Consider the following 20,489-nt stretch of genomic DNA (forward strand, 5'->3'; position numbering starts at 1 on the left):
AGAGAATGTGGAGACACACCCCCATGCAAACCGACACAACTCGCGAGAACCCGCAGGGCACCTTGCCGCAGGCCGCTGATTCGACTTCGGATCTGTCCGCCACCGCGCCTGGCCAACTGCGCGTGATCAAGCGTAACGGCACTGTCGTTCCTTACACCGATGACAAGATCACCGTCGCGATCACCAAAGCGTTTCTCGCAGTTGAGGGCGGCACCGCTGCCGCCTCGTCGCGAATCCATGACACCGTTGCCCGCCTGACCGAACAAGTCACCGCGACCTTCAAGCGTCGCATGCCTTCGGGCGGCACCATCCACATCGAAGAAATCCAGGACCAGGTTGAACTGGCCCTGATGCGTGCCGGCGAGCAGAAAGTGGCCCGCGACTACGTGATCTACCGTGACGGTCGTTCGAAAGAACGCGCTGCCCACGCACCGACCGAGGAAGCGGTCAACGCTCACCCGTCGATTCGCATCACCCGCGCCGATGGCACCTTTGCTCCTCTGGACATGGGCCGCCTGAACACCATCGTCACCGAAGCGTGCGAAGGCCTGGAAGAAGTCGACGGCGACCTGATCCAGCGCGAAACCCTGAAAAACCTGTACGACGGCGTGGCCCTGACCGACGTCAACACCGCCCTGGTGATGACCGCCCGTACCCTGGTCGAGCGTGAGCCGAACTACTCGTTCGTCACCGCCCGCCTGCTGATGGACACCCTGCGTGCCGAAGGCCTGAGCTTCCTGGAAGTTGCCGAAAGCGCGACTCACCACGAAATGGTCGACCTGTACGCCAAGGCCCTGCCTTCGTACATCGCCAAGGGTATCGAATTCGAATTGCTGAACCCGGTCCTGGCCACTTTTGACCTGGAAAAACTCGGCAAGGCGATCAACCACGAGCGCGATCAGCAGTTCACCTACCTGGGCCTGCAAACCCTGTACGACCGTTACTTCATCCACAAGGACGGTATCCGCTTCGAACTGCCGCAAATCTTCTTCATGCGCGTGGCCATGGGCCTGGCGATCGAAGAGAAGCAGAAAGAAGACCGTGCGATCGAGTTCTACAACCTGTTGTCGTCCTTCGACTACATGTCGTCGACGCCAACCCTGTTCAACGCCGGCACCCTGCGTCCACAGCTGTCCAGCTGCTACCTGACCACCGTGCCGGATGACCTGTCGGGCATTTACCACGCGATCCACGACAACGCCATGTTGTCGAAATTTGCTGGCGGCCTGGGCAACGACTGGACGCCGGTTCGTGCTTTGGGTTCGTACATCAAGGGCACCAACGGCAAATCCCAGGGCGTTGTTCCGTTCCTGAAAGTGGTGAACGACACCGCCGTCGCCGTTAACCAGGGTGGCAAGCGCAAAGGCGCTGTCTGTGCCTACCTGGAAACCTGGCACATGGACATCGAAGAGTTCATCGAACTCCGCAAGAACACCGGTGATGATCGTCGTCGTACCCACGACATGAACACCGCCAACTGGATCCCTGACCTGTTCATGAAGCGTGTCTTCGATGACGGCCCGTGGACCCTGTTCTCGCCATCCGAAGTGCCAGACCTGCACGACCTGACCGGCAAGGCCTTCGAAGAACGTTACGAGTACTACGAAGCGCTATCCCAGTACCCAGGCAAGATCAAGCTGTTCAAGACCATCCAGGCCAAAGACCTGTGGCGCAAAATGCTGTCCATGCTGTTTGAAACCGGCCACCCATGGCTGACCTTCAAAGACCCGTGCAACCTGCGCAGCCCGCAGCAGCACGTGGGCGTGGTCCATAGCTCGAACCTGTGCACCGAGATCACCTTGAACACCAACAAGGACGAAATCGCCGTTTGCAACCTGGGCTCGATCAACCTGCCGAACCACATCGTCAACGGCAAGCTGGACACCGCCAAGCTGGAACGCACCGTGAACACCGCCGTTCGCATGCTCGATAACGTGATCGACATCAACTACTACTCGGTGCCGCAAGCGAAGAACTCCAACTTCAAGCACCGTCCGGTGGGTCTGGGCATCATGGGCTTCCAGGACGCTTTGTACCTGCAGCACATCCCTTACGGTTCCGACGCTGCCGTCGAGTTCGCCGACAAGTCGATGGAAGCGGTCAGCTACTACGCGATCCAGGCTTCCTGCGACCTGGCCGACGAGCGCGGCGCCTACGAGACGTTCCAGGGTTCGCTGTGGTCCAAAGGCATCCTGCCGCTGGATTCGCAACAGATCCTGATCGAACAGCGTGGCCAGAAGTACATCGACGTTGACCTGAACGAATCCCTGGACTGGGCACCGGTTCGCGCCCGTGTACAGAAAGGCATTCGTAACTCCAACATCATGGCCATCGCACCGACCGCGACCATCGCCAACATTACTGGCGTCTCGCAGTCGATCGAACCGACCTACCAGAACCTCTACGTGAAATCGAACCTGTCGGGCGAATTCACCGTGATCAACCCGTACCTGGTTCGCGACCTGAAGGCTCGCGGTCTGTGGGACTCGGTCATGATCAACGACCTGAAGTACTACGACGGTTCGGTGCAACAGATCGAGCGCATCCCGCAGGAACTCAAAGAGCTCTACGCGACTGCCTTCGAAGTGGACACCAAGTGGATCGTTGACGCGGCAAGCCGTCGTCAGAAGTGGATCGACCAGGCTCAGTCGCTGAACCTGTACATCGCTGGCGCATCGGGCAAGAAGCTGGACGTGACCTACCGCATGGCCTGGTACCGTGGTCTGAAAACCACTTACTACCTCCGTGCCCTGGCCGCGACCAGCACCGAGAAGTCGACCATCAACACCGGCAAGCTGAACGCTGTTTCCAGCGGCGGCAACCACGGTGAAGATTCGGTCCTGGCTGCTCCTGCCGGCCCTGCTCCAGTGCCAAAGGCTTGCGCCATCGACGAGCCGGATTGCGAAGCTTGCCAATGAGCTGAGCCGGTAAGCGCTGAAAGGCGCTTACCTGGATAACCCCCGATCAGTCCTCTGGATTGATCGGGGGTTTTCTTTTGCCTCCCGTAGGAGCGAGGCTTGCCCGCGAAGAACGATAGCGCGGTCATTTCAGTCAACACCGCGGAGCGCCATTCGCGGGCAAGCCTCGCTCCTACAGGATCGCGTAGATCATATGGACGACGTATAGAGGCTTGCCCGCGAAGGGGCCATCACTGACAACGAAAAATTCGGCATCCGAGACAAATCCCGGCCATAAAAAAGCCCCTCTCACGAGGGGCCTCTTTATGCAGCGCCAACCAGCATCAGGTCATCTGAATGATGGTCTGCATGATGGTGCTCTGGGTGGAGATGGTCTTGGCGTTCGCCTGGTAGTTGCTCTGCGCCTTGATCAAATCAACCAGCTCGTTGGTCAGGTTGACGTTCGACTCTTCCAGGGAGTTGGACACTACCGCACCCAGCGTACCGGTTTTCGGTGCATCGACACCGGCCACGCCCGAGGCGAAGGTTTCTTTCCAGCGTGTACCACCGATTGGCTGCAGGCCTTGTTCGTTGGCGAAGCTGGCGACCGCTACCTGGCCGATGGCCTTGGTTTGCTGGTTGCTGAAGTTGGCGGTCATGACACCGCTTTCGTCGATGGTCAGGCTGGAGATCTGGCCAGTGGCGTAGCCGTCCTGAAACTGCTGGGTACGAGCAGTCGCCGAGTTGAAAGAGGTGGTTTTGGTCATGTCGAATTTCACCCCCCCAGTGGCCGGAACCGAACCATTAGGACCCCAGACTTTCGGCGTCACGCTGCCGTTGGTTACCACGCCTGGCACCCAACCGGTCAGATTGAAGGTTTTGCCGGTCACGGCAAAACCCGCACTGCCGGTCATGGTGTTGACGGTACCGTCAGAGTTGAAGGTCACGTTGGCCGTCACAGGCACCGGTGGCTCGGTGGCCGGGTTGGAAGGCGAACGACCGTCCACGAAGGTGTACACGGTCCACGCGTTAGTACCGGTTTTTACGTAATACTGATCCAGAGTGTGCTGGTTACCCTGGCTGTCGAAGATCGGCGTGGAGATTGGCTTGTTATAGCTCAATGGCTCGGCTGGATTGAACGGCGTAACGGTCGGAAGGGTTTCCGAAGAGTTAAGGTTCATGGTCTGGTCGACGCGAGTGGTCGCCTTTGGCGACAGGCTCGAGGTGTCGATTTTCAGGTCGGTCAGCACGCCATTGATGATCTTGCCGTTGTCATCAACGCCGTAACCTTGCAGACGGTTGCCGTTGTTGTCGACGACGTAGTTTTCAGCGTCAGTCTTGAACGCACCGGCACGGGTGTAGCTCAGGGAACCGTTGTCGCTGAGGATGAAGAAACCGTTACCCTGGATACCCATGTCCAGCACGTTGCCGGTGTTGTTCACATCACCCTGGCCAAACTGCTGGGCAACGTTGGCCAGACGCACGCCGTTACCGACGGTCTTGCTGCCGGTACCCAGCCGAGTGGCCGAGTACACGTCTTCGAATTCTGCACGGGACGATTTGAAACCGGTGGTCGCGACGTTGGCGATGTTGTTGCCGGTCACGTCCAGTTGTTTGTTGGCTGCATAGAGACCGCTAAGGCCGATATTGAAAGACATATTCCACTCCTTTGTGCCGTGTTAGTCGGCTCTATATACCAATGGTTTGTACTTTGGACAGGGCAACGCTGCCCAGGCCTGCCAGGTTCAGCATCAACTCACCGCCAGTCTGGCTGATGGTCACGCTGTTAACGGTTGCCGGCAGGTAAGTCACCAGCGAGGTCGCCTGGCTGTCGTAGGTCGCGGTGGCGGCAAATTTGTAAGTGCCGGCCTTGGCCACTTCGCCCGCATCGTTTTTGCCGTCCCAGATGAAACTGGCGTTGCCGGCCTTCTGGCTGCCCAGGTCGATGGTGCGGACCACTTTGCCATCGGCGTCGGTGATCTTGATCGTGACCGGATCCACCGATGCCGGTACTACCGCCGTGCCGTTGAAGCTCTTGGAGGTATCGACGACGGCTGTGTCGGTCTGCGCAACCACCGAACGGCCCACCAGCGAAGACGCTTGCAGCGCCTGCGAGGAGTTGTAGTTGCCGGCAATGCCGCTGACCGTATCGTTAAGCGTGGTGATGCCTTCCAGGCTACTGAACTGGGCCAGTTGCGCCACGAAGTCACCGTTGTCCTGGGGCTCGAGCGGGTTCTGGTTTTTCAGCTGGGTGACCAGCAACTGCAGGAACGCATCCTTGCCCAACGCCTGCTTGCCCGTGGCGCTGTTAGTTGCCGCGGCCAGGCCGTCGCTGCTGGTGTTGTTGGTCTTGACCGAAGAATTGGCCAAGACGTCCTTGATGCTCACGCTGCTGGTGGTATCGGTAACACTCATCTGAGTCGCCCCTTATCACTGACCGAGGGTCAGGACCTTCTGCATCATGGTTTTGGCGGTGTTCATCATTTCAGCGTTGGTCTGGAACGAGCGACTGGCGGAAATCATGTCGGCCATTTCTTCGACGACGTTGACGTTCGGGTAGTAGACGTAGCCCTTGGCATCGGCGGCCGGATGGTTCGGCTCGTAACGCGCGTCAAGGTTGCTCTGGTCTTCGACCACGCCCAGCACTTGTACGCCTTGACCGGCGGCGTCCTGGTTCTGGAACAGCGAATCGCTGCCGCCGCTCTGGCCGCCCTGGAACATGGTGGCGAACACCGGGTGACGGGCGCGATAGGTCTGATCGATGCTCGACGAGACGGTTTCGGCGTTGGCGATGTTCGAGGCCACGGTGTTCAAGCGCGTGGTCTGGGCGCTCATGCCGCTACCGGCAATGTTGAAAACACTGGATAGAGACATGAATTACTCTCCGCGCAGGGCTGACATTAGCCCTTTGAATTTGCTGTTGAGCAGGGTGAAGCTGGCCTGGAAGCCGACGGCGTTTTCCGCGTAGTTCGACTGTTCCAGCTGGGCGTCGACGGTGTTCTGGTCGATCGACGGCTGCATCGGCGTGCGATACATCAGCGACTCGTCGCCATTGCCCAGGCCTTCGGCTTCGATATGACGGTTGTTGGTCATGTTCAAGGCAAAAGTGCCGCCCTTGGTTTTCTCGTTCTGTGCGGCAAGCACTTTTGAGAATTCCAGGTCCCGAGCCTTGTAGTTCGGGGTGTCGGCGTTGGCGATGTTGTTGGCCAGGACTTCGGCACGCTGCGCGCGGAAGCCCAGGGCTTGTTCGTGAATACCGAGCGCTTTATCGAAGCTGATGCTCATGTCGGGAAACCTTCGGGTGACCTGATTTTTCGTAACAGAGACATAGCAAGCGGCGTGCCAATTCAAAAAAGCCCGTAAACCGGGGCTTTGCCGGCAGTGGCAAGGCGGCAATGCCAGAAAAGCGGCAACCGATGTCCGCCGCCTGCCGCTTTTCTGCCGCTTTCCCCCCTCTCACGAACACCTTCTTTCACTGTAGGAGCGAGCCCTGTGGCGAGGGGATTTATCCCCGTTGGGCTGCGAAGCGGCCCCTGGCATTTCAAAGTTAAACCGCGTTTACGACTGCTTCGCAGCCGAACGGGGATAAATCCCCTCGCCACAGGGCTCGCTCCTACAGGGTCTAGTGGTGTTTTCAAAAATAACGGCAGGCAAAAAAACGGGAGCCCCTGAGGACTCCCGTTTTTGTGATGCTGCCAACGAATCACTTCGCCTGGTAAATGATCCCCGGGCTGCACTGGACCATCTGGTAATGATCCGGCAAACCGTTCAGCGCTTCGGAGGCGCCGAGGAACAGATAACCGCCCGGCTTGAGCGTGCTGTGAATACGCAACAGGATGTCTTTCTTCACCTCGGCGGAGAAGTAGATCAACACGTTGCGGCAGAACACGATGTCGAACTTGCCCAGGGCCGCATAGCTGTCCAGCAGGTTGAACGAGCGAAACTCCACGCGGCTCTTGATCGGCGCCTTGATGGCCCAGCGTCCCGGCCCTTTGGGGTCGAAGTAACGCTGAAGGCGCTCGGGCGACAGACCACGGCCGATGGCCAGGCTGTCGTACTCGCCGGTCTTGCAGTTGGTCAGCATGGTGCCGGACAGGTCGGTGGCCACAATCTGCACCCCCATCTTCAGCTGGCCCATGTTGACGCGCTCGAACTCATCGATGGACATCGACAGCGAATACGGTTCCTGACCCGACGAGCACGCCGCCGACCAGATCCGCAAACGCTGGCCGGGGGCCGCCTTGATTGCTTCAGGCAGCACCTTGTTCTTCAAGACTTCAAACGGATAGGTATCACGAAACCACAAGGTTTCGTTGGTGGTCATGGCATCCACCACCATCTCGCGCAAACCGCTGCGCGGCTGGGTCTGGATGCGCTGAACCAGCTCCCCCAGGGACTTGATGCCTTGCTGCTCCATCAGTTTGTTGAGACGGCTCGAGACCAGGTATTGCTTGTTTTCACCGAGCAAAATGCCACAGGCTTTTTCCAGGAATACCCGGAACTGTTCGAAATCCAAATTACCCGTAGACAAAGATGCCGCCTCTTAAATCGTGTTAACCACCAGGGGCAGAAGGCCCCTAGCTGATATCTGCTGCTTTGATCCGGTCGACTACCCGGGATGCCAGGTCATCAGGACGGAATTTGGCAAGGAAGTCATCCGCACCGACCTTCTTGACCATTGCCTGATTGAATACACCCGACAACGAAGTATGCAGGATGATATGAAGCTTTTGCATGCGCGGGTCGTTGCGGATCTCGGCCGTCAGCGTGTACCCGTCCATTTCCGGCATCTCGATGTCGGAAATCATCATCAGGAACTCTTCTTCCGGCTTCTTGCCCTCATCGACCAGTTTGCGCAAGTAATCCAGCGCTTGCTTGCCGTCGTTCAACGCCACCACTTCGACGCCGACCGTCTGCAGGCAACGGGTCACCTGCTTGCGCGCCACCGACGAGTCATCGACCGTCAATACGCGCAGGGACAGCGCCTTGTGCTGGGTTTCGACATCCACCACGCCGACCGAAATCGCTTCCGGTGTCGGCGCCACTTCCGCCAGCACTTTCTCGACGTCGATGATTTCGACTAACTGATTGTCGACCCGAGTCACAGCTGTCAGGTAATGATCGCGTCCCGTGCCCTTGGGTGGCGGATGAATCTCCTCCCAGTTCATGTTGACGATGCGCTCCACCGAGCGCACCAGGAAACCCTGGGTCTTGGTGTTGTACTCCGTGATGATTACGAAGGGATTGCTCTGATCTTTAAGTGCGCCGGAGCCGGTCGCCATTGCCAGATCAAGAATTGGAATGGTCGCCCCCCGGATACTTGCCACACCGCACACGACAGGACTGGACTTGGGCATCACGGTCAGTTTGGGGCATTGCAGCACTTCCCGAACCTTGAACACGTTGATCCCATACAGCTGCTGGCCGTCGAGACGGAACAACAACAGCTCAAGGCGATTCTGCCCAACCAGTTGCGTGCGCTGGTTTACCGCATCCATTACACCAGCCATGCACAGACTCCTACACCAACGCTTAAGTGTGTTGCGACGCACATTTATTGCTAAACGGCACGGCGCTTGCTTTTTAACTCTTATGAACACAGAACCGACATTTTTCCGACGCCTGACATCAACTTCCCGCAAATTGCTTTGCGCGATGTCGGCCGTTTGCCTGTTCAACGCTGGCAGCCCTGCCCTTGCTGACGCGGTTACCTTGCCTGACATGCTTATCGGCGTCACTCAGGGCTTTCTTGAATTCACCGTAGAAGACTATTTGGCCACCAGTCAAACGGAAGGCCGCTACGAAATCGAGGTCAACCAGCTCGATCCACGACTGCGCATGCCCATGTGCGACAAGGAATTGACAGCCACCCTGGAGAGCCCGGCGACCCCGATCGGGCGGGTGACGGTCAAGGTCCGTTGCGACAGCACATCCCCCTGGACAGTCTTCGTGCCCGCTCAAGTCCGCCTGTTTCGAGACGTTGTCACGACCACGCGCCCACTTAAACGCGCCGGGGTCATCGAGCCCGGCGACGTCATGTTGCGCGAGCGGGATATCAGCCTGATCAACCAGGGTTATTTCACCTCCATGGATCAGGCTGTCGGGCAGAAACTTACCCGACCAACGGTCGCCAATCAGGTGCTGACGCTGGTTCATCTCGAACAGGCCGAAGTCATCAGCAAGGGCGATCAGGTGGTGATTACCGCCCGCAGTGGTACGCTCAGTGTGCGTATGCCGGGCGAAGCCCTGTCCAACGGCGGCCTGCGTGAACAGATTCGTGTGAAAAACCTCAACTCCCAGCGGGTCATCAAGGCGCAAGTCACTGCGCCCGGCCAGGTGGAAGTGGCCATGTAGAACGATCTGTGGGTGAAAGATGGCGCGCCGCCCGGCTGTTCCCTAAACTGTGCCGCAGGCAGGACTAGCGCTGGCGCATGCAAGCTCATTGATAAATGGGCCTAAAGTTTTCGCAGGGAGAGCCGAAAACATGGCAAGCGTCCAAATACCCAGAGGTTTTTTATCATGGTCATCGATTTCAGCCGTTTGAACAGCTCCTCGTCACTTACCGGTAGTACGCGTACCAGCACCGCGAAGGAAACTGCCGAAACCGGCAAATCCGCGCCGCTGAATACCCCGGCCGAACAGGCCAGTACCGCCAAAAGCGGGGAATCGGTACACCTCAGCAATGAGGCTCAACAGTTGCAGAAGGTCACTGACAAGCTGCGCGATCAGCCTGCCGTCGACAACGCCCGCGTGGCCGAGTTGAAAGCAGCGATTGCCGATGGCAGCTATAAAGTCGACAGCAACCGTGTAGCCAGCAAACTGCTCAACTTCGAAGCCCAGCGCTAGGCCACGGCCTGCGCCAGGCTTTTGGACGCTTAAACCCCAAGGCCAGCCATGCACGACACTAATTTACTGCAACTGATCACCGACGACTTTGCTCCAGCACAATACTTGCTGGAGTTACTGCAAACCGAATCCATCGCGTTGCACGGTCGCGACATGCCGCTGCTCGAAGATATTCTGGCGCAGAAACAGGCAATGATCATTCTGCTGGAACAGCATGGCCGCAAGCGCAGTGAAATCCTCGCCAGCCTGAATCTGCCGACCAATCGCAACGGCCTGGAGCAACTTGCCAGCCAGTCGAGCATCGGCGATCAATTGCTGGAACAGAGCGACAAACTGACCGATCTCCTGGCTCAATGCCAGGCGGCCAACGTCAATAATGGCCAGTCGATCCTGGTCCAGCAGGCCGCCACGGCCAATCAGCTGAAAATCCTCACCGGCGGCGAACCGCCAGCGCTTTACGATGCCCGCGGATCAACCTCCATGCTAGCGAAGCCGCGCCCGCTTAGTCAGGCTTGAGCCTGTTAATGAGCACGCTCTATCAAGACGCGCCACATGCTGGCAGTATGCTAGCAAGTCGCAGTCAAATTTTGTCTGGAGAATGATGAACCGTGTTCAATGCCTTAAACGCGGAAGATGCTCCGCAGCCACCCAAGGTGCTATCCACGCCGATGGAGATCGCCGGTAGTCTGCGGCAGCTGCAAGAGAGCCATGACCCGCTGATCATCACGTTCCACGAACGCAGCCAGCGCTTCCAGAGCTATCTGGTGGACGTCGACCGTGACGGCAACAGCATTGCCCTGGACGAAATGGTGCCTCGCGACGGCGAACGTTATCTGCTGGCCGGCGAGTCGTTTCGGGTTGAAGGTTTCCACGACGGCGTGCGCATTGCCTGGGAAAGCAATGGCCTGCTGACCATCGATGAATCCGGTGATCGCTGCTACCGTGGCACCCTCCCCGATGAAGTGGTCTACCACCAGCGCCGCAATGCCTTCCGGGCTGCGTTGAAGCTGGCGCAACTGGTCGATGTCGAACTGGGCGGTGAAAAGCTCAAGTTCCCGATCAGAGGCAAGCTGCTGGACATCTCGGCCACTGGCTGCAAGCTGCGCTTTGAAGGTGACATCACCGCCAGGCTGCAATTGGGTCAGGTCTACGACCGCTTTATCGCCGATCTGCCGTTCGGCAGCATGACTGCGCCGGTGGAACTGCGTTACCTGCACTTCGAAGAAAGAATCTCCACCACCTTCGCCGGCATCCGCTTCCACAACATGAGCGGACTGGTGCAGCGTCAGGTCGAGCGATTCGTCTATCAGCTCCAGCGTGAAGCACGCCGCTTCGATAAAGACGACCTCTGATACGACGCTTCAACAAAAAACGGGCAGTCCCTTGCGGTGACTGCCCGTTTTTTTATGCGCCAGCTTTAAGGCCTGGCCTCGGTAAAGCTTTGCTCGCGACCTGCATCCGGGTCTTCTGGCGGTGGATCGGTTTCGGGATCCGGCTCGGGTTCGAGTTCGGGCTCCGGATCAGGGTTGATCGGGTTCTGCATCTGGTCCTGCACCACCTGTTCATCGACCCGCGGGTCAAGGCACGCCACCAGCGGTGAACTCGACATGCTGTCCGGCATGGCCACGTGATGCAGCGGCGCATCTTCGACCTGGTGCAGGTTGGTGACTGCTTTCGGGCGGATCCGCCACACCAGCACCAACGCGAAGAAACTGAAGAAGGCATACAGCATGTGGCTGCCAAACAGCTTCATCAGCACACCGGCCACCAACGGCCCGATACTGGCGCCAACGCCGTAGGTCACCAGCAACATTGCGGTCAGGGACACGCGACGATCGCCTTCGACGTGGTCATTGGAGAACGCCACCGCCAGCGGATACAGGCAGAACATCACCAGCGAACAGAAGAACCCGGCGACAAACAGAACCTCCAGCGGTACCTGCTGCATGATTGCCAGCGGCAACGCGGTCAGGGCCAGGACCACCGCAAAACAGCGGATCAACAGCGCCCGGTCATAACGGTCGGACAGCCAGCCCAACGGCCACTGCACCAGCAATCCGGCAAAAATGCAGCTACCCATGAACAGACCGACCTGCTCGGTGGACAACCCTTGCTGCGAGGCATACAGCGGCGCCAGACCGTAGAAGGAGCCAATGATCAGCCCCGCCCCCAGCACCGTGCTCAATGACTGCGGTACCCGCTTGATGAAGAACCGCGGTTCCATCGGCGCGGGATGCAGCGGTGCCGGGTGAATACGACGTGTGAGGGCCACCGGCACCAGGCACAGCGCAAAGCACAGGGCGACCAGCATCAGCAGTTCCAGGCCCAAGGCCGGGTGCATGACCAGAATCAACTGACCGAGTACCAGCCCCAGGTAAGAAGCGATCATGTAGCCGCTGAACACCGTGCCGCGCTGCGACGCTTCGGCCTGCTCATTCAGCCAGCTTTCGATGACCATGTACTGGCACATCATGCCGAGGCCGACGATCACCCGCAGGAATATCCAGGCCGGCAGCCAGTCGACCAGGCCGTGGCCAAGCACGGCCGCGCCGACGATCCCGGCGCAGGCTGAATAGGCGCGAATGTGCCCGACCCGGGCGATCAGTCGGTGACCGATCTTGCCGCCCAGCACCAGGCCGAAATAGTTGGCCGCCATCAACGCACCGACCCACAGGCTGTCGACGTTATCCGCCGCCAGGCGCAAGCCCAGGTACGTACTCAGCAAGCCTGAGCCGATCAACATCATCAGCGAGGCAAAATAAAGCGCTCGAAAAGGTTTCCAGATTTGGCGCATCGGCGTTCCGAGCGGCTCCTTGCGGTGAGAAACGGGCTATCCGAAAAGATAGCCCGAAGACGACAGGTCGTCAGGCCTGGGTGGCCAGGACACGGCGCTCCCAGGGAGTAATTTCATCAAAGAAGCTGGTCAACTCCATGGTCTTCGAAGCGACGTAGCCTTCGATGAACTCCTTGCCAAACAGTTCCTTCGCCAATTGACTACGTTTCAGACGCTCAAGAGCGGCGTGCAAGGTACACGGCAACGAAAGATTATCCGGGACTTCGAACTCACCCTGGATCGCCTCGCTCGGCTCCAGTTGGTTTTCGATGCCATGCAAACCGGCGGCAAGGCTGGCGGCGATCGCCAGATACGGATTCGCGTCGGCCCCCGGCAAGCGGTTCTCGACCCGACGAGCGGCCGGTGAACTGGCCGGAATGCGCAATCCGGCGGCCCGGTTATCGTGGGACCAGCAGGCATTGTTCGGCGAGGCAAACGGATGGCACAAGCGCTGATAGGAATTCACGTTCGGCGCAAACAGCGCGGTGAAATCCGCCATCCCGGCCTGCTGGCCACCAATGAAATGCCGGAAGGTTGCCGTCGGCTGACCGGCCTCGTCGCTGAACACGTTCCGGCCGCTGCCGATCTCGACGATGCTCTGGTGAATGTGCATCGAACTCCCCGGCGTGTGCGCCAGCGGCTTGGCCATGCAGACCACGGTCAGGCCGTGCTTGAGCGCGACCTCTTTCAGCAGATGTTTGAACAGGAACGTCTGGTCGGCCAGCAGCAATGGATCGCCGTGCAGCAAGTTGATCTCGAACTGGCTGACGCCCATCTCGTGCATGAAGGTGTCGCGTGGCAAGCCCAGGGCCGCCATGCAGGCGTAGACCTCAGTGAAGAACGGCCGCAAGCCGTTGTTGGAACTGACACTGAACGCCGAATGCCCTTCCTCACGCCGACCGTCCAGGCCCAGCGGTGGCTGGAACGGTTGCGTCGGGTCGGGATTGGGCGCGAACACGAAGAACTCCAGCTCGGTCGCCACCACCGGCGCCAGGCCCAGGGCCGCGTAACGCGCGATGACCGCCTTGAGTTGACCACGGGTCGACAGCTTCGAGCTCTCGCCGGTCAGTTCATCGGCGTCGCAAATGGCCATTGCCCGCGGCTGATCGCTCCAGGGCAAGCGGTGGATGTGCGCAGGGTCAGGCACCAGCGCCAGGTCGCCATCATCGCTGCCGTAAAATCGTGCTGGCGGGTATCCGCCCATGATGCATTGCAGCAGCACACCCCGCGCCATCTGCAAACGCCGTCCCTCGAGAAACCCCTCGGCGGTCATTACCTTGCCACGGGGCACGCCGTTCAAATCCGGCGTGACACATTCAATCTCATCAATGCCCGTCAATCGCTGCGCGAGTGAACGCTGGCCATCGGTTGTCATGACGCAATCCTTTGTAATTGTGCGAGCCGCGAACGGCGACCCGTACAAAATAGGCTCCGCCTGTTCGGAATATCAAGCAGCGCACACAAAGAAATCACGTTCCTCCTCGTAGGAGCTGTCGAGTGAAACGAGGCTGCGATCTTTTGATCTTGAAAAGCAAAGATCGCAGCCTCGTTTCACTCGACAGCTCCTACATAGGATCGTGTTTATCAGGGGAGGTAGAGACTGAACAGACCGCCGCCCAATGGGCCGCCGTTGCTGATTCGGGTGCGCCCGCCCACGCCGTTGCGCTGGTGCAGCGCGGCGATCCGTCCGGCGAAGTACAAGCCCAGGCCGGTGCTGCTACTGCTGTAGTTGATGCCCTGCACATAATCCGACTGAAGCTCGATCATCCCGGCTGGGTAACCGTCGCCATCGTCGTTGATGGTCAGCACCAATTGACCGTCCTCATCGCTGACGCTGATCAGCAGCGTCTGGCGGGCGTAACGAATGGCGTTGGTGATGGTGTTGGCCAGCACCGAGGCAACCAGCTCCCGGTCGAAGAAACCCAGGGGGCTCAACGGGTCGACTTCATAGGTCGCGACAATGCCGCGACTGGCGAACACCTCTTGATGACAGGCCAACTGCGCTTCGAGGAAATCATCCAGATCATGGTAGGCCGGCTGCAATGGCATCTGATTGACGCCCAGTTTGTACAGCCCCAGCAACTGCACGAGCATGCCGTTGAGGTGAGCGAACTCGTACTCGATGACGCCCTGCTCCGGGCTTTGCTGCTCCGGATCCGGCAAGCGCGCCAGCCATTGGCTATGGGCCTGCATCAGCATGGCCAGCGAGTTCTTCATGTCGTGCACGGTGGAGGCAATCACCGTGGAAAAATCCAGTGCAGAGTTGTCTTGGCTCATCCGCTGAACGCCTTGATTTTCAGTTTCTGGTAGCGCGGATAACGCGCGTCGGTGTCGGGCATCATGCCGACCAGTTTCAAGCAGGACCGACACTCGTCAAGTTCGGCCGAAGGCACGCTGGTGTCCGTGCCGTGCAGCAGCGACTGCGCCATGTTCAGCGCGATACTGATGTTCTTCGGCTGCATGTGCAGGGCCTTGCGAAACACCGCCCGGGCTTCCGCCAGGTTGCCGGTCTTGTACACCTGCACGCCTTGACGGTTGAGTTCGGAGGCCGCGTTGCTCTGGCTGAGAATCGTCGGGTCATCGGTCAGTTTGGCGATGCCTTGCATCACCACCGGATCGTCACCGTAGATTTCCGCACAGTTTTTCAGCATCGACGCACCGGCGCTCGCCTGGCCAAGCATTTGCAGCTGCTTGGCCACCAACAGCGCCGCTTCAGCGCTCATGAACTGCTCCATGCCATCGAGTCGCATCATCGCCTGCTCGGTGAGCTTCTCGGCGGTTTCGGCGTCGTTGAGCAACAAGCTGGTGGCTTTCATCAGTCGCGCACGAATCTGCAGGCCGGGATCGCTGGGGTTTTCCTTGGCCACCAGACTGAGGGTCGTGTTGATTTCCAGTCGGGTGCGGGTATCCAGACCTTTCTCGCTGCCTTTGCTGATCAAGGCGTGAGCCAGGCCGAGGTTGCTTTCGGCATCCTTGAAGCGCGATTGCGCGCCTTGGGAAACAGCCTGGCGGTACGCCTTGGAGGCCGTGTCGAAATCTTCGTTGGCCATCGCCAGTTTGCCCAGCAGCGCTTGCCGACGCACGGCCAGCGGCGACAGGCGAATCGCCTCTTCCAATACTTTCTGCGCGCCCTTGTTATCCCCTTCGACCACCAGCACATCGGCCATGCCGTCATACAGCGCCGGCATCATCGGAAACACTTTCAGGGCTTTTTCGTAGATGCCTTTGGCCTGGCTGACCTGGCCGCGCTTGAACAGCAACTTGCCCAGCCCGGCAAACGCCCACGGCAAGGGGCGATCGGCAATGATGCTGTCGTATAGGCGCTCCAGCGCTTCGTTCTGATTCAGGTCGCGCAAGGCGTCCGCGCGGTAACGCAGGCACAGCGGCGAGTAACGGATGTCTTTTTTGCACAGCTCGATGCAGGCATTGAGCACTTCGAGCGGCTTGCCACGATCGAGCGCTTGCAGGATCGGCTTGAGCAAATTCTTTCGTTGTTCAAGACGCTCCAGGCGCTGGGCCAGGCCTGAACGGTTGAACGGCTTGGTCAAGTAAGCGTCAGGCTCGTGTTCCAGCGCGCTGAGCACCATGGCCTGGCTGGTTTCGGCGGTGACCATGACGAACACACTTTCATGGCTGATCAGCTTCTCGATCATCAAGTCTTCGAGGACTTGCTGGCCGTTCTTCTTGCCGTCGCCAAGGTGGAAATCCTGCAGGATGAAATCGTAGGCCTTCTGCGAACACATGCGCAGCGCCTGCTCACCGGTATCCGCGGTGTCGACGTCCTTGACCCCCAGTTCACGCAGCATGGACCTGACGGAACTGCGGAAATCCGAGAAATCATCGACGATCAGAAAACTCTTTTGGTGATACGACAGCATCGAAGATTTCCAGGCAATTTGAGAAGAAGACCATGACCGTTCGGGTTATCGGCCAGTAGTGCCGTTCCCTTGAGAAATCCCGCCGTTCAAGTGTCTCTAAATATTTGAGGGTGTTATTGAAAAACGGGATTATCCTGCTTCATTGGAGCGCGTTTACCTCCTCTTGAACTCGACTCCCCCGTCGCCGATAAAGGCTGAAGTCATGACCACCACTCCCCCACCGTCCGTAGATCCAGAGCGAAAGGCCCTGAGCCCCAGCAACCTGGACTTCCCGGTGGTCGGCATTGGCGCGTCGGCGGGCGGACTGCAAGCCATCAAACTGTTTTTCGAAAACATGCCGCACGACAACGGCATGGCCTTCGTAATCATTCTTCACCTGTCGCCCGATCAACAGAGCCTCGCTGACAAAATCATCCAGGAATCGACCCGGATGCCGGTCCTGCTGGTCACCGAGACGGTGCGTATCGAGAAAAACCACGTCTACGTCATTTCACCGGCTCAGCGGCTGACGATGAGTGACGGTGTGCTTGAGGTCAGCAGCAACGACCCGCGCGAGGGGCAACACGCCTCAATCGACCTGTTCTTCCGCGACCTGGCCGAAGTCCACCGTGAACGCGCCTTCTGCCTGGTGCTGTCGGGCAGCGGTTCCGATGGCGCGGTCGGGTTGTCGCGCATCAAGGAACACGGTGGCGTTACCGTGGCCCAGGCGCCGGAAGATGCCGAGTTCGACGGCATGCCCCGCGCCGCCATCGAGACCGGCAATGTCGATCTGGTGTTGCCGGTGGTGGAAATGCCGCAAAAGCTGCTGGAGCTGTGGCAAAACTCGCAGGAAATCAGCCTGCTCACCGCCAACGACCCGGAACTGCAAACCTTCGCGTCCGTGTCCGAGCGTGACGCGGCGCTCGCCGAACAAATGCTCCACGACATCCTGATCCAGCTGCGCACCGGCACCGGTCATGATTTCAAGCACTACAAACGCGCGACCGTGTTGCGGCGGATCGAGCGTCGGATGCAGGTCACGGCCCAACCCGACTTGAGCGCCTATTTCCGCTACCTGCAAAACAACCCCGAAGAAACCAAAGCCCTGCTGGGCGACATGTTGATTGGCGTGACCAATTTCTTCCGCGACCGCGAGGCGTTCGAAGCCCTGGAACGGGACGTGCTGCCGCAACTGGTCAGTGCCGCCGTGTCAGCGCAGCCCGAGAAAGAAGAAATCCGCGTCTGGTCGGCCGGCTGTTCCACGGGGGAAGAAGCCTACAGCCTGGCGATGCTGCTCAATGATCAGCTGCAACTGGACACCAGCAAAGCCTCGTTGCAACTGTTCGCCACCGACATCGACGAGCGCGCCATCAGCATCGGCCGAGCCGGTCTGTACCCGCAAGCGATCGTGACCGATGTGCCGCCGACGCGCCTGCGGCATTACTTCGTCAAGGAAGACGACCACTACCGGATTCGCAAGGAGATCCGCGAAAAGGTCCTGTTTGCCAAACACAGCCTGTTATCCGACCCGCCCTTCTCGCAGATTGACCTGATCGTTTGCCGCAACCTGCTGATCTACCTGGATCGCGAAGTGCAGCGTGAAATCCTGCAAATGTTCCATTTTGCGCTGCGCCCGGGTGGCTTCCTGTTCCTGGGGACTTCCGAGAGCGCCGATGCTTGCCACGAGCTGTTCGCCCCGGTAGACAAGCGTAACCGGATCTTCCGCGCCAAGACCGGTACAGCCAATAGCCGACACACCCCGACCATGCCGCGCGGTGGTTACGTGCGCACCAATGTTTCCCGCGAGGCGCCGCAAAGCGCGGTGCAGCGCAAGCTGTCCTTTGGCGACATTCATCAGCGCGCGCTCGAGCGCGCGGCGCCACCGAGCATGATTGTCGATGCCAACGCCGACATCCTGCACATGAGTGAAAGCGCCGGGCGTTTCCTGCGCCATGTTGGCGGCGAGTTGTCGCGTAACCTGCTGACGCTGATCCTTCCGGAATTACGCCTTGAAATCCGCACCACGCTGTTTCAGGTCCAGCAGAGCGGTTTGGTAGTGAAATCCCGCGCGGTGCCCATCAGCCGTGACAATCGACGCTACAAGGTCGACCTGATGGCCCAGCCTTATAAGGACGATGAGTCGGACGGCGAGTTCGTCCTGGTGATTTTCGAAGAGGCCGAAGTCGATCCTTCCGAACAGGCCGCCACCATCCTGCTGCTAACCGAAAGCCAGGTATTGTCCAACCTTGAGCGCGAACTGCAGCGCACCAAGTTGCACTTGCAGGACACCCTCGAACAATCGGAAGTCTCCAGCGAAGAGCTCAAGGCTTCCAACGAAGAAATGCAGGCAATCAACGAAGAACTGCGCTCGGCCACCGAAGAGCTGAAGACCAAAGTCGAAGAAACCGACAAGATCAACGACTACCTGACCAACCTGATCGCCTCGACCGACATTGCCACGGTGTTCGTCGACCGCAGCATGCGAATCAAATGGTTCACGCCACGCGCCACTGACATCTTCAGCATGTTGCCGGTGGATACCGGCCGCTCGCTGCTCGACATCACCCATCGCTTGCACTACGAAGAGCTGGTGGGCGACGCGGCATTGGTGTTCGAGTCATTGAACATGATCGAACGCGAAGTCAGCAGCACCGACAACCGCTGGTACATCGCCCGCCTGCTGCCCTACCGCTCCAGCGAAGATCATATCGACGGCACGGTGCTGACGTTCATCGACATCACCAAACGCCGGGCGGCCGAAGAAGAACTGCGCCTTGGCGAAGAACGCATGCGCCTGGTGGCTGAAAGCACCCGCGATTACGCGATCATCACCCTCGACGAACAAGGGGTGATCACCAGTTGGAACAAGGGCGCCGAGCTGATTTTCGGCTACAGCAAGAGCGAGGCCGAAGGCGCTTACTACGATTTTATTTTCTCCGCCGAAGACCGCGCCGCCGGTGCGCCTGAAGACGAATTGCTGGCGGTTCGCACCCACGGCCGCAGCGAAGACGAACGCTGGCACCTGCGCAAGGATGGCAGCCGGTTCTATTGCAGCGGCGAGGTGACCCTGCTCAGCGGCGATAACCTGCAGGGCTACGTGAAGATCGCCCGGGACCTGACCGGGCACAAACGTCAGCATGAAGAACAGAGCCAGGAGCTGGCCGAATGAGTCAGCGCAAATAGGCGCGTTGCACACAGACGCGCCGATCAATCGCCTGCCGCAGTCGCTCCTTGTGGTCCGCCCAGATCGTGGGATCGACTTTGGTGGCGCGCATCAGCTCAAGCATCGCCAACTTGGCAGCCAGGTATTCCGACCAGGCATCTTCGGAACGGATCTTCAATCGCTCCCGATCCGTCATTTCCATCCGCCGCAGCGCCAGCGTCGGCTCATCGGTGATCACCGTCGCCAACGTCAACTGCACCCGATGCGGCGCGACAAACGCCTGAGTGTCCGCGACCAGTTCTCTTGCCCGTTGAGCGCCCCACTGCAACGCTACGCAGTAATATTCGCCCACCGTCCTTTCGTGAAACTCCTCGCAAATTGCCCAGCCACTGTCAGCATAAATACCAATGAATACCTGTGTAATGCCCTCATGAGTGATCCGCGCCTGCACTTCGACCTGCACACCGTCGCTGAGCACTTCTTCATGGACGTGGAGAGGTAGCCGAGTGTTGGTCCATAACCAGAACTGTGCACCTCTGCGTCGCATCGCTTCGCTCCCTGAGTGGTACGAGGAGTAAGGCACAGCAATGCCGCACTTGCCATGTAGGTCGTCGGGTTGACCGCACAAAAAAGCCCCGCTGGAGGATTTCTCCGGAGGGGCTTTTTTACAGCGCGATGCTGAAAAACAAGTGGTGTCCCAGGGCAGGTTCAAACTGCCAACCTCCGAAGACAGTCCTCGGGTGCTGCGGAACGCCAGTTTGAGGTTGACGCTTTTGGCGAAGGCTTTTTCCGAAGCTGTCTGCACTTTGGTTTCATGGAGGAGCCCGACGTACCCATGGCCAAGCAGGAGGTCAAGCTCCTGCTCGCTCGCAATAACGATGATGGACGAATTT

17 protein-coding genes and 1 pseudogene are annotated in these 20,489 nt (G+C 59.0%); 7 read left to right on the plus strand and 11 right to left on the minus strand.

Translation table 11 applies throughout. The features are described 5' to 3' along the window. Positions 1 to 23: 23 nt before the first annotated feature. Positions 24 to 2,918, plus strand: a complete 2,895-nt coding sequence (locus ACA070_RS22960) for a ribonucleoside-diphosphate reductase subunit alpha (RefSeq protein WP_497448463.1) — start codon at positions 24 to 26, stop codon at positions 2,916 to 2,918. A 323-nt stretch (positions 2,919 to 3,241) separates the two neighbouring features. On the opposite strand, the gene flgE is transcribed toward ACA070_RS22960, so the two are convergent. From flgE to ACA070_RS22990, 6 genes are all read right to left on the minus strand, one after another. Next, on the minus strand, positions 3,242 to 4,555 hold the full coding sequence (flgE, locus tag ACA070_RS22965) for a flagellar hook protein FlgE (RefSeq protein WP_497448464.1): 1,314 nt from the start codon (positions 4,553 to 4,555) through the stop codon (positions 3,242 to 3,244). A 31-nt stretch (positions 4,556 to 4,586) separates the two neighbouring features. Then, positions 4,587 to 5,312 (minus strand): flagellar hook assembly protein FlgD, encoded by a 726-nt coding sequence (gene flgD, locus ACA070_RS22970; RefSeq protein ID WP_497448465.1) that lies wholly within the window; start codon positions 5,310 to 5,312, stop codon positions 4,587 to 4,589. Positions 5,313 to 5,327: 15 nt separating this feature from the next. After that, the gene (flgC, locus tag ACA070_RS22975; protein WP_010457154.1) at positions 5,328 to 5,771 is read right to left on the minus strand and encodes a flagellar basal body rod protein FlgC; all 444 of its coding nucleotides are present in this window, start codon (positions 5,769 to 5,771) and stop codon (positions 5,328 to 5,330) included. A 3-nt stretch (positions 5,772 to 5,774) separates the two neighbouring features. After that, positions 5,775 to 6,182 (minus strand): flagellar basal body rod protein FlgB, encoded by a 408-nt coding sequence (flgB, locus tag ACA070_RS22980; protein WP_010457156.1) that lies wholly within the window; start codon positions 6,180 to 6,182, stop codon positions 5,775 to 5,777. Positions 6,183 to 6,600: 418 nt separating this feature from the next. Next, a complete protein-coding gene (gene cheR, locus ACA070_RS22985) occupies positions 6,601 to 7,428 on the minus strand; it encodes a protein-glutamate O-methyltransferase CheR (protein ID WP_007899126.1) in 828 nt (275 codons plus the stop codon). 46 nt (positions 7,429 to 7,474) lie between these two features. After that, positions 7,475 to 8,407, minus strand: a complete 933-nt coding sequence (locus ACA070_RS22990; RefSeq protein WP_497448466.1) for a chemotaxis protein CheV — start codon at positions 8,405 to 8,407, stop codon at positions 7,475 to 7,477. An 82-nt stretch (positions 8,408 to 8,489) separates the two neighbouring features. Here ACA070_RS22990 and flgA point away from each other — a divergent pair, with 82 nt between their 5' ends. The 4 genes from flgA to ACA070_RS23010 all read left to right on the plus strand — a co-directional run bounded on the left by flgA (position 8,490) and on the right by ACA070_RS23010 (position 11,095). Further along, positions 8,490 to 9,251: a flagellar basal body P-ring formation chaperone FlgA gene (gene flgA / locus ACA070_RS22995; protein ID WP_461989109.1), complete on the plus strand. Its 762-nt coding sequence runs from the start codon at positions 8,490 to 8,492 to the stop codon at positions 9,249 to 9,251. A gap of 165 nt (positions 9,252 to 9,416) precedes the next feature. Beyond that, a complete protein-coding gene (gene flgM, locus ACA070_RS23000) occupies positions 9,417 to 9,743 on the plus strand; it encodes a flagellar biosynthesis anti-sigma factor FlgM (RefSeq protein ID WP_109633993.1) in 327 nt (108 codons plus the stop codon). 48 nt (positions 9,744 to 9,791) lie between these two features. After that, positions 9,792 to 10,259, plus strand: coding sequence for a flagella synthesis protein FlgN (locus ACA070_RS23005; RefSeq protein ID WP_461975961.1), 468 nt, complete (start codon positions 9,792 to 9,794; stop codon positions 10,257 to 10,259). Positions 10,260 to 10,351: 92 nt separating this feature from the next. Further along, positions 10,352 to 11,095, plus strand: coding sequence for a flagellar brake protein (locus ACA070_RS23010; protein ID WP_497448467.1), 744 nt, complete (start codon positions 10,352 to 10,354; stop codon positions 11,093 to 11,095). A gap of 65 nt (positions 11,096 to 11,160) precedes the next feature. Here the strand turns inward: ACA070_RS23010 and ACA070_RS23015 are convergent, their stop codons facing one another. From ACA070_RS23015 to ACA070_RS23030, 4 genes are all read right to left on the minus strand, one after another. Then, the gene (locus ACA070_RS23015) at positions 11,161 to 12,537 is read right to left on the minus strand and encodes an MFS transporter (protein ID WP_497448468.1); all 1,377 of its coding nucleotides are present in this window, start codon (positions 12,535 to 12,537) and stop codon (positions 11,161 to 11,163) included. 70 nt (positions 12,538 to 12,607) lie between these two features. Further along, positions 12,608 to 13,849, minus strand: coding sequence for a glutamine synthetase family protein (locus ACA070_RS23020; protein WP_497452009.1), 1,242 nt, complete (start codon positions 13,847 to 13,849; stop codon positions 12,608 to 12,610). Between the two features lie 311 nt (positions 13,850 to 14,160). Continuing rightward, entirely contained in the window at positions 14,161 to 14,853 is a 693-nt protein-coding gene (locus ACA070_RS23025) for a sensor histidine kinase (RefSeq protein ID WP_497448469.1), read from the minus strand. After that, positions 14,850 to 16,454, minus strand: coding sequence for a response regulator (locus ACA070_RS23030; RefSeq protein ID WP_497448470.1), 1,605 nt, complete (start codon positions 16,452 to 16,454; stop codon positions 14,850 to 14,852). Before ACA070_RS23030 ends, ACA070_RS23025 begins: the two co-directional genes overlap by 4 nt. 202 nt (positions 16,455 to 16,656) lie before the next feature. Here ACA070_RS23030 and ACA070_RS23035 point away from each other — a divergent pair, with 202 nt between their 5' ends. Beyond that, entirely contained in the window at positions 16,657 to 19,602 is a 2,946-nt protein-coding gene (locus ACA070_RS23035; protein WP_497448471.1) for a CheR family methyltransferase, read from the plus strand. Between the two features lies 1 nt (position 19,603). Here ACA070_RS23035 and ACA070_RS23040 read toward each other — a convergent pair whose 3' ends face one another. Then, positions 19,604 to 20,143 (minus strand): hypothetical protein, encoded by a 540-nt coding sequence (locus ACA070_RS23040; RefSeq protein WP_497448472.1) that lies wholly within the window; start codon positions 20,141 to 20,143, stop codon positions 19,604 to 19,606. Between the two features lie 178 nt (positions 20,144 to 20,321). Here ACA070_RS23040 and ACA070_RS23045 point away from each other — a divergent pair. Next, positions 20,322 to 20,437: pseudogene (locus tag ACA070_RS23045) on the plus strand (KUP/HAK/KT family potassium transporter); the annotation flags it as partial. Between the last annotated feature and the right edge of the window lie 52 nt (positions 20,438 to 20,489).

The organism is Pseudomonas sp. LBUM1678, from assembly GCF_059695575.1.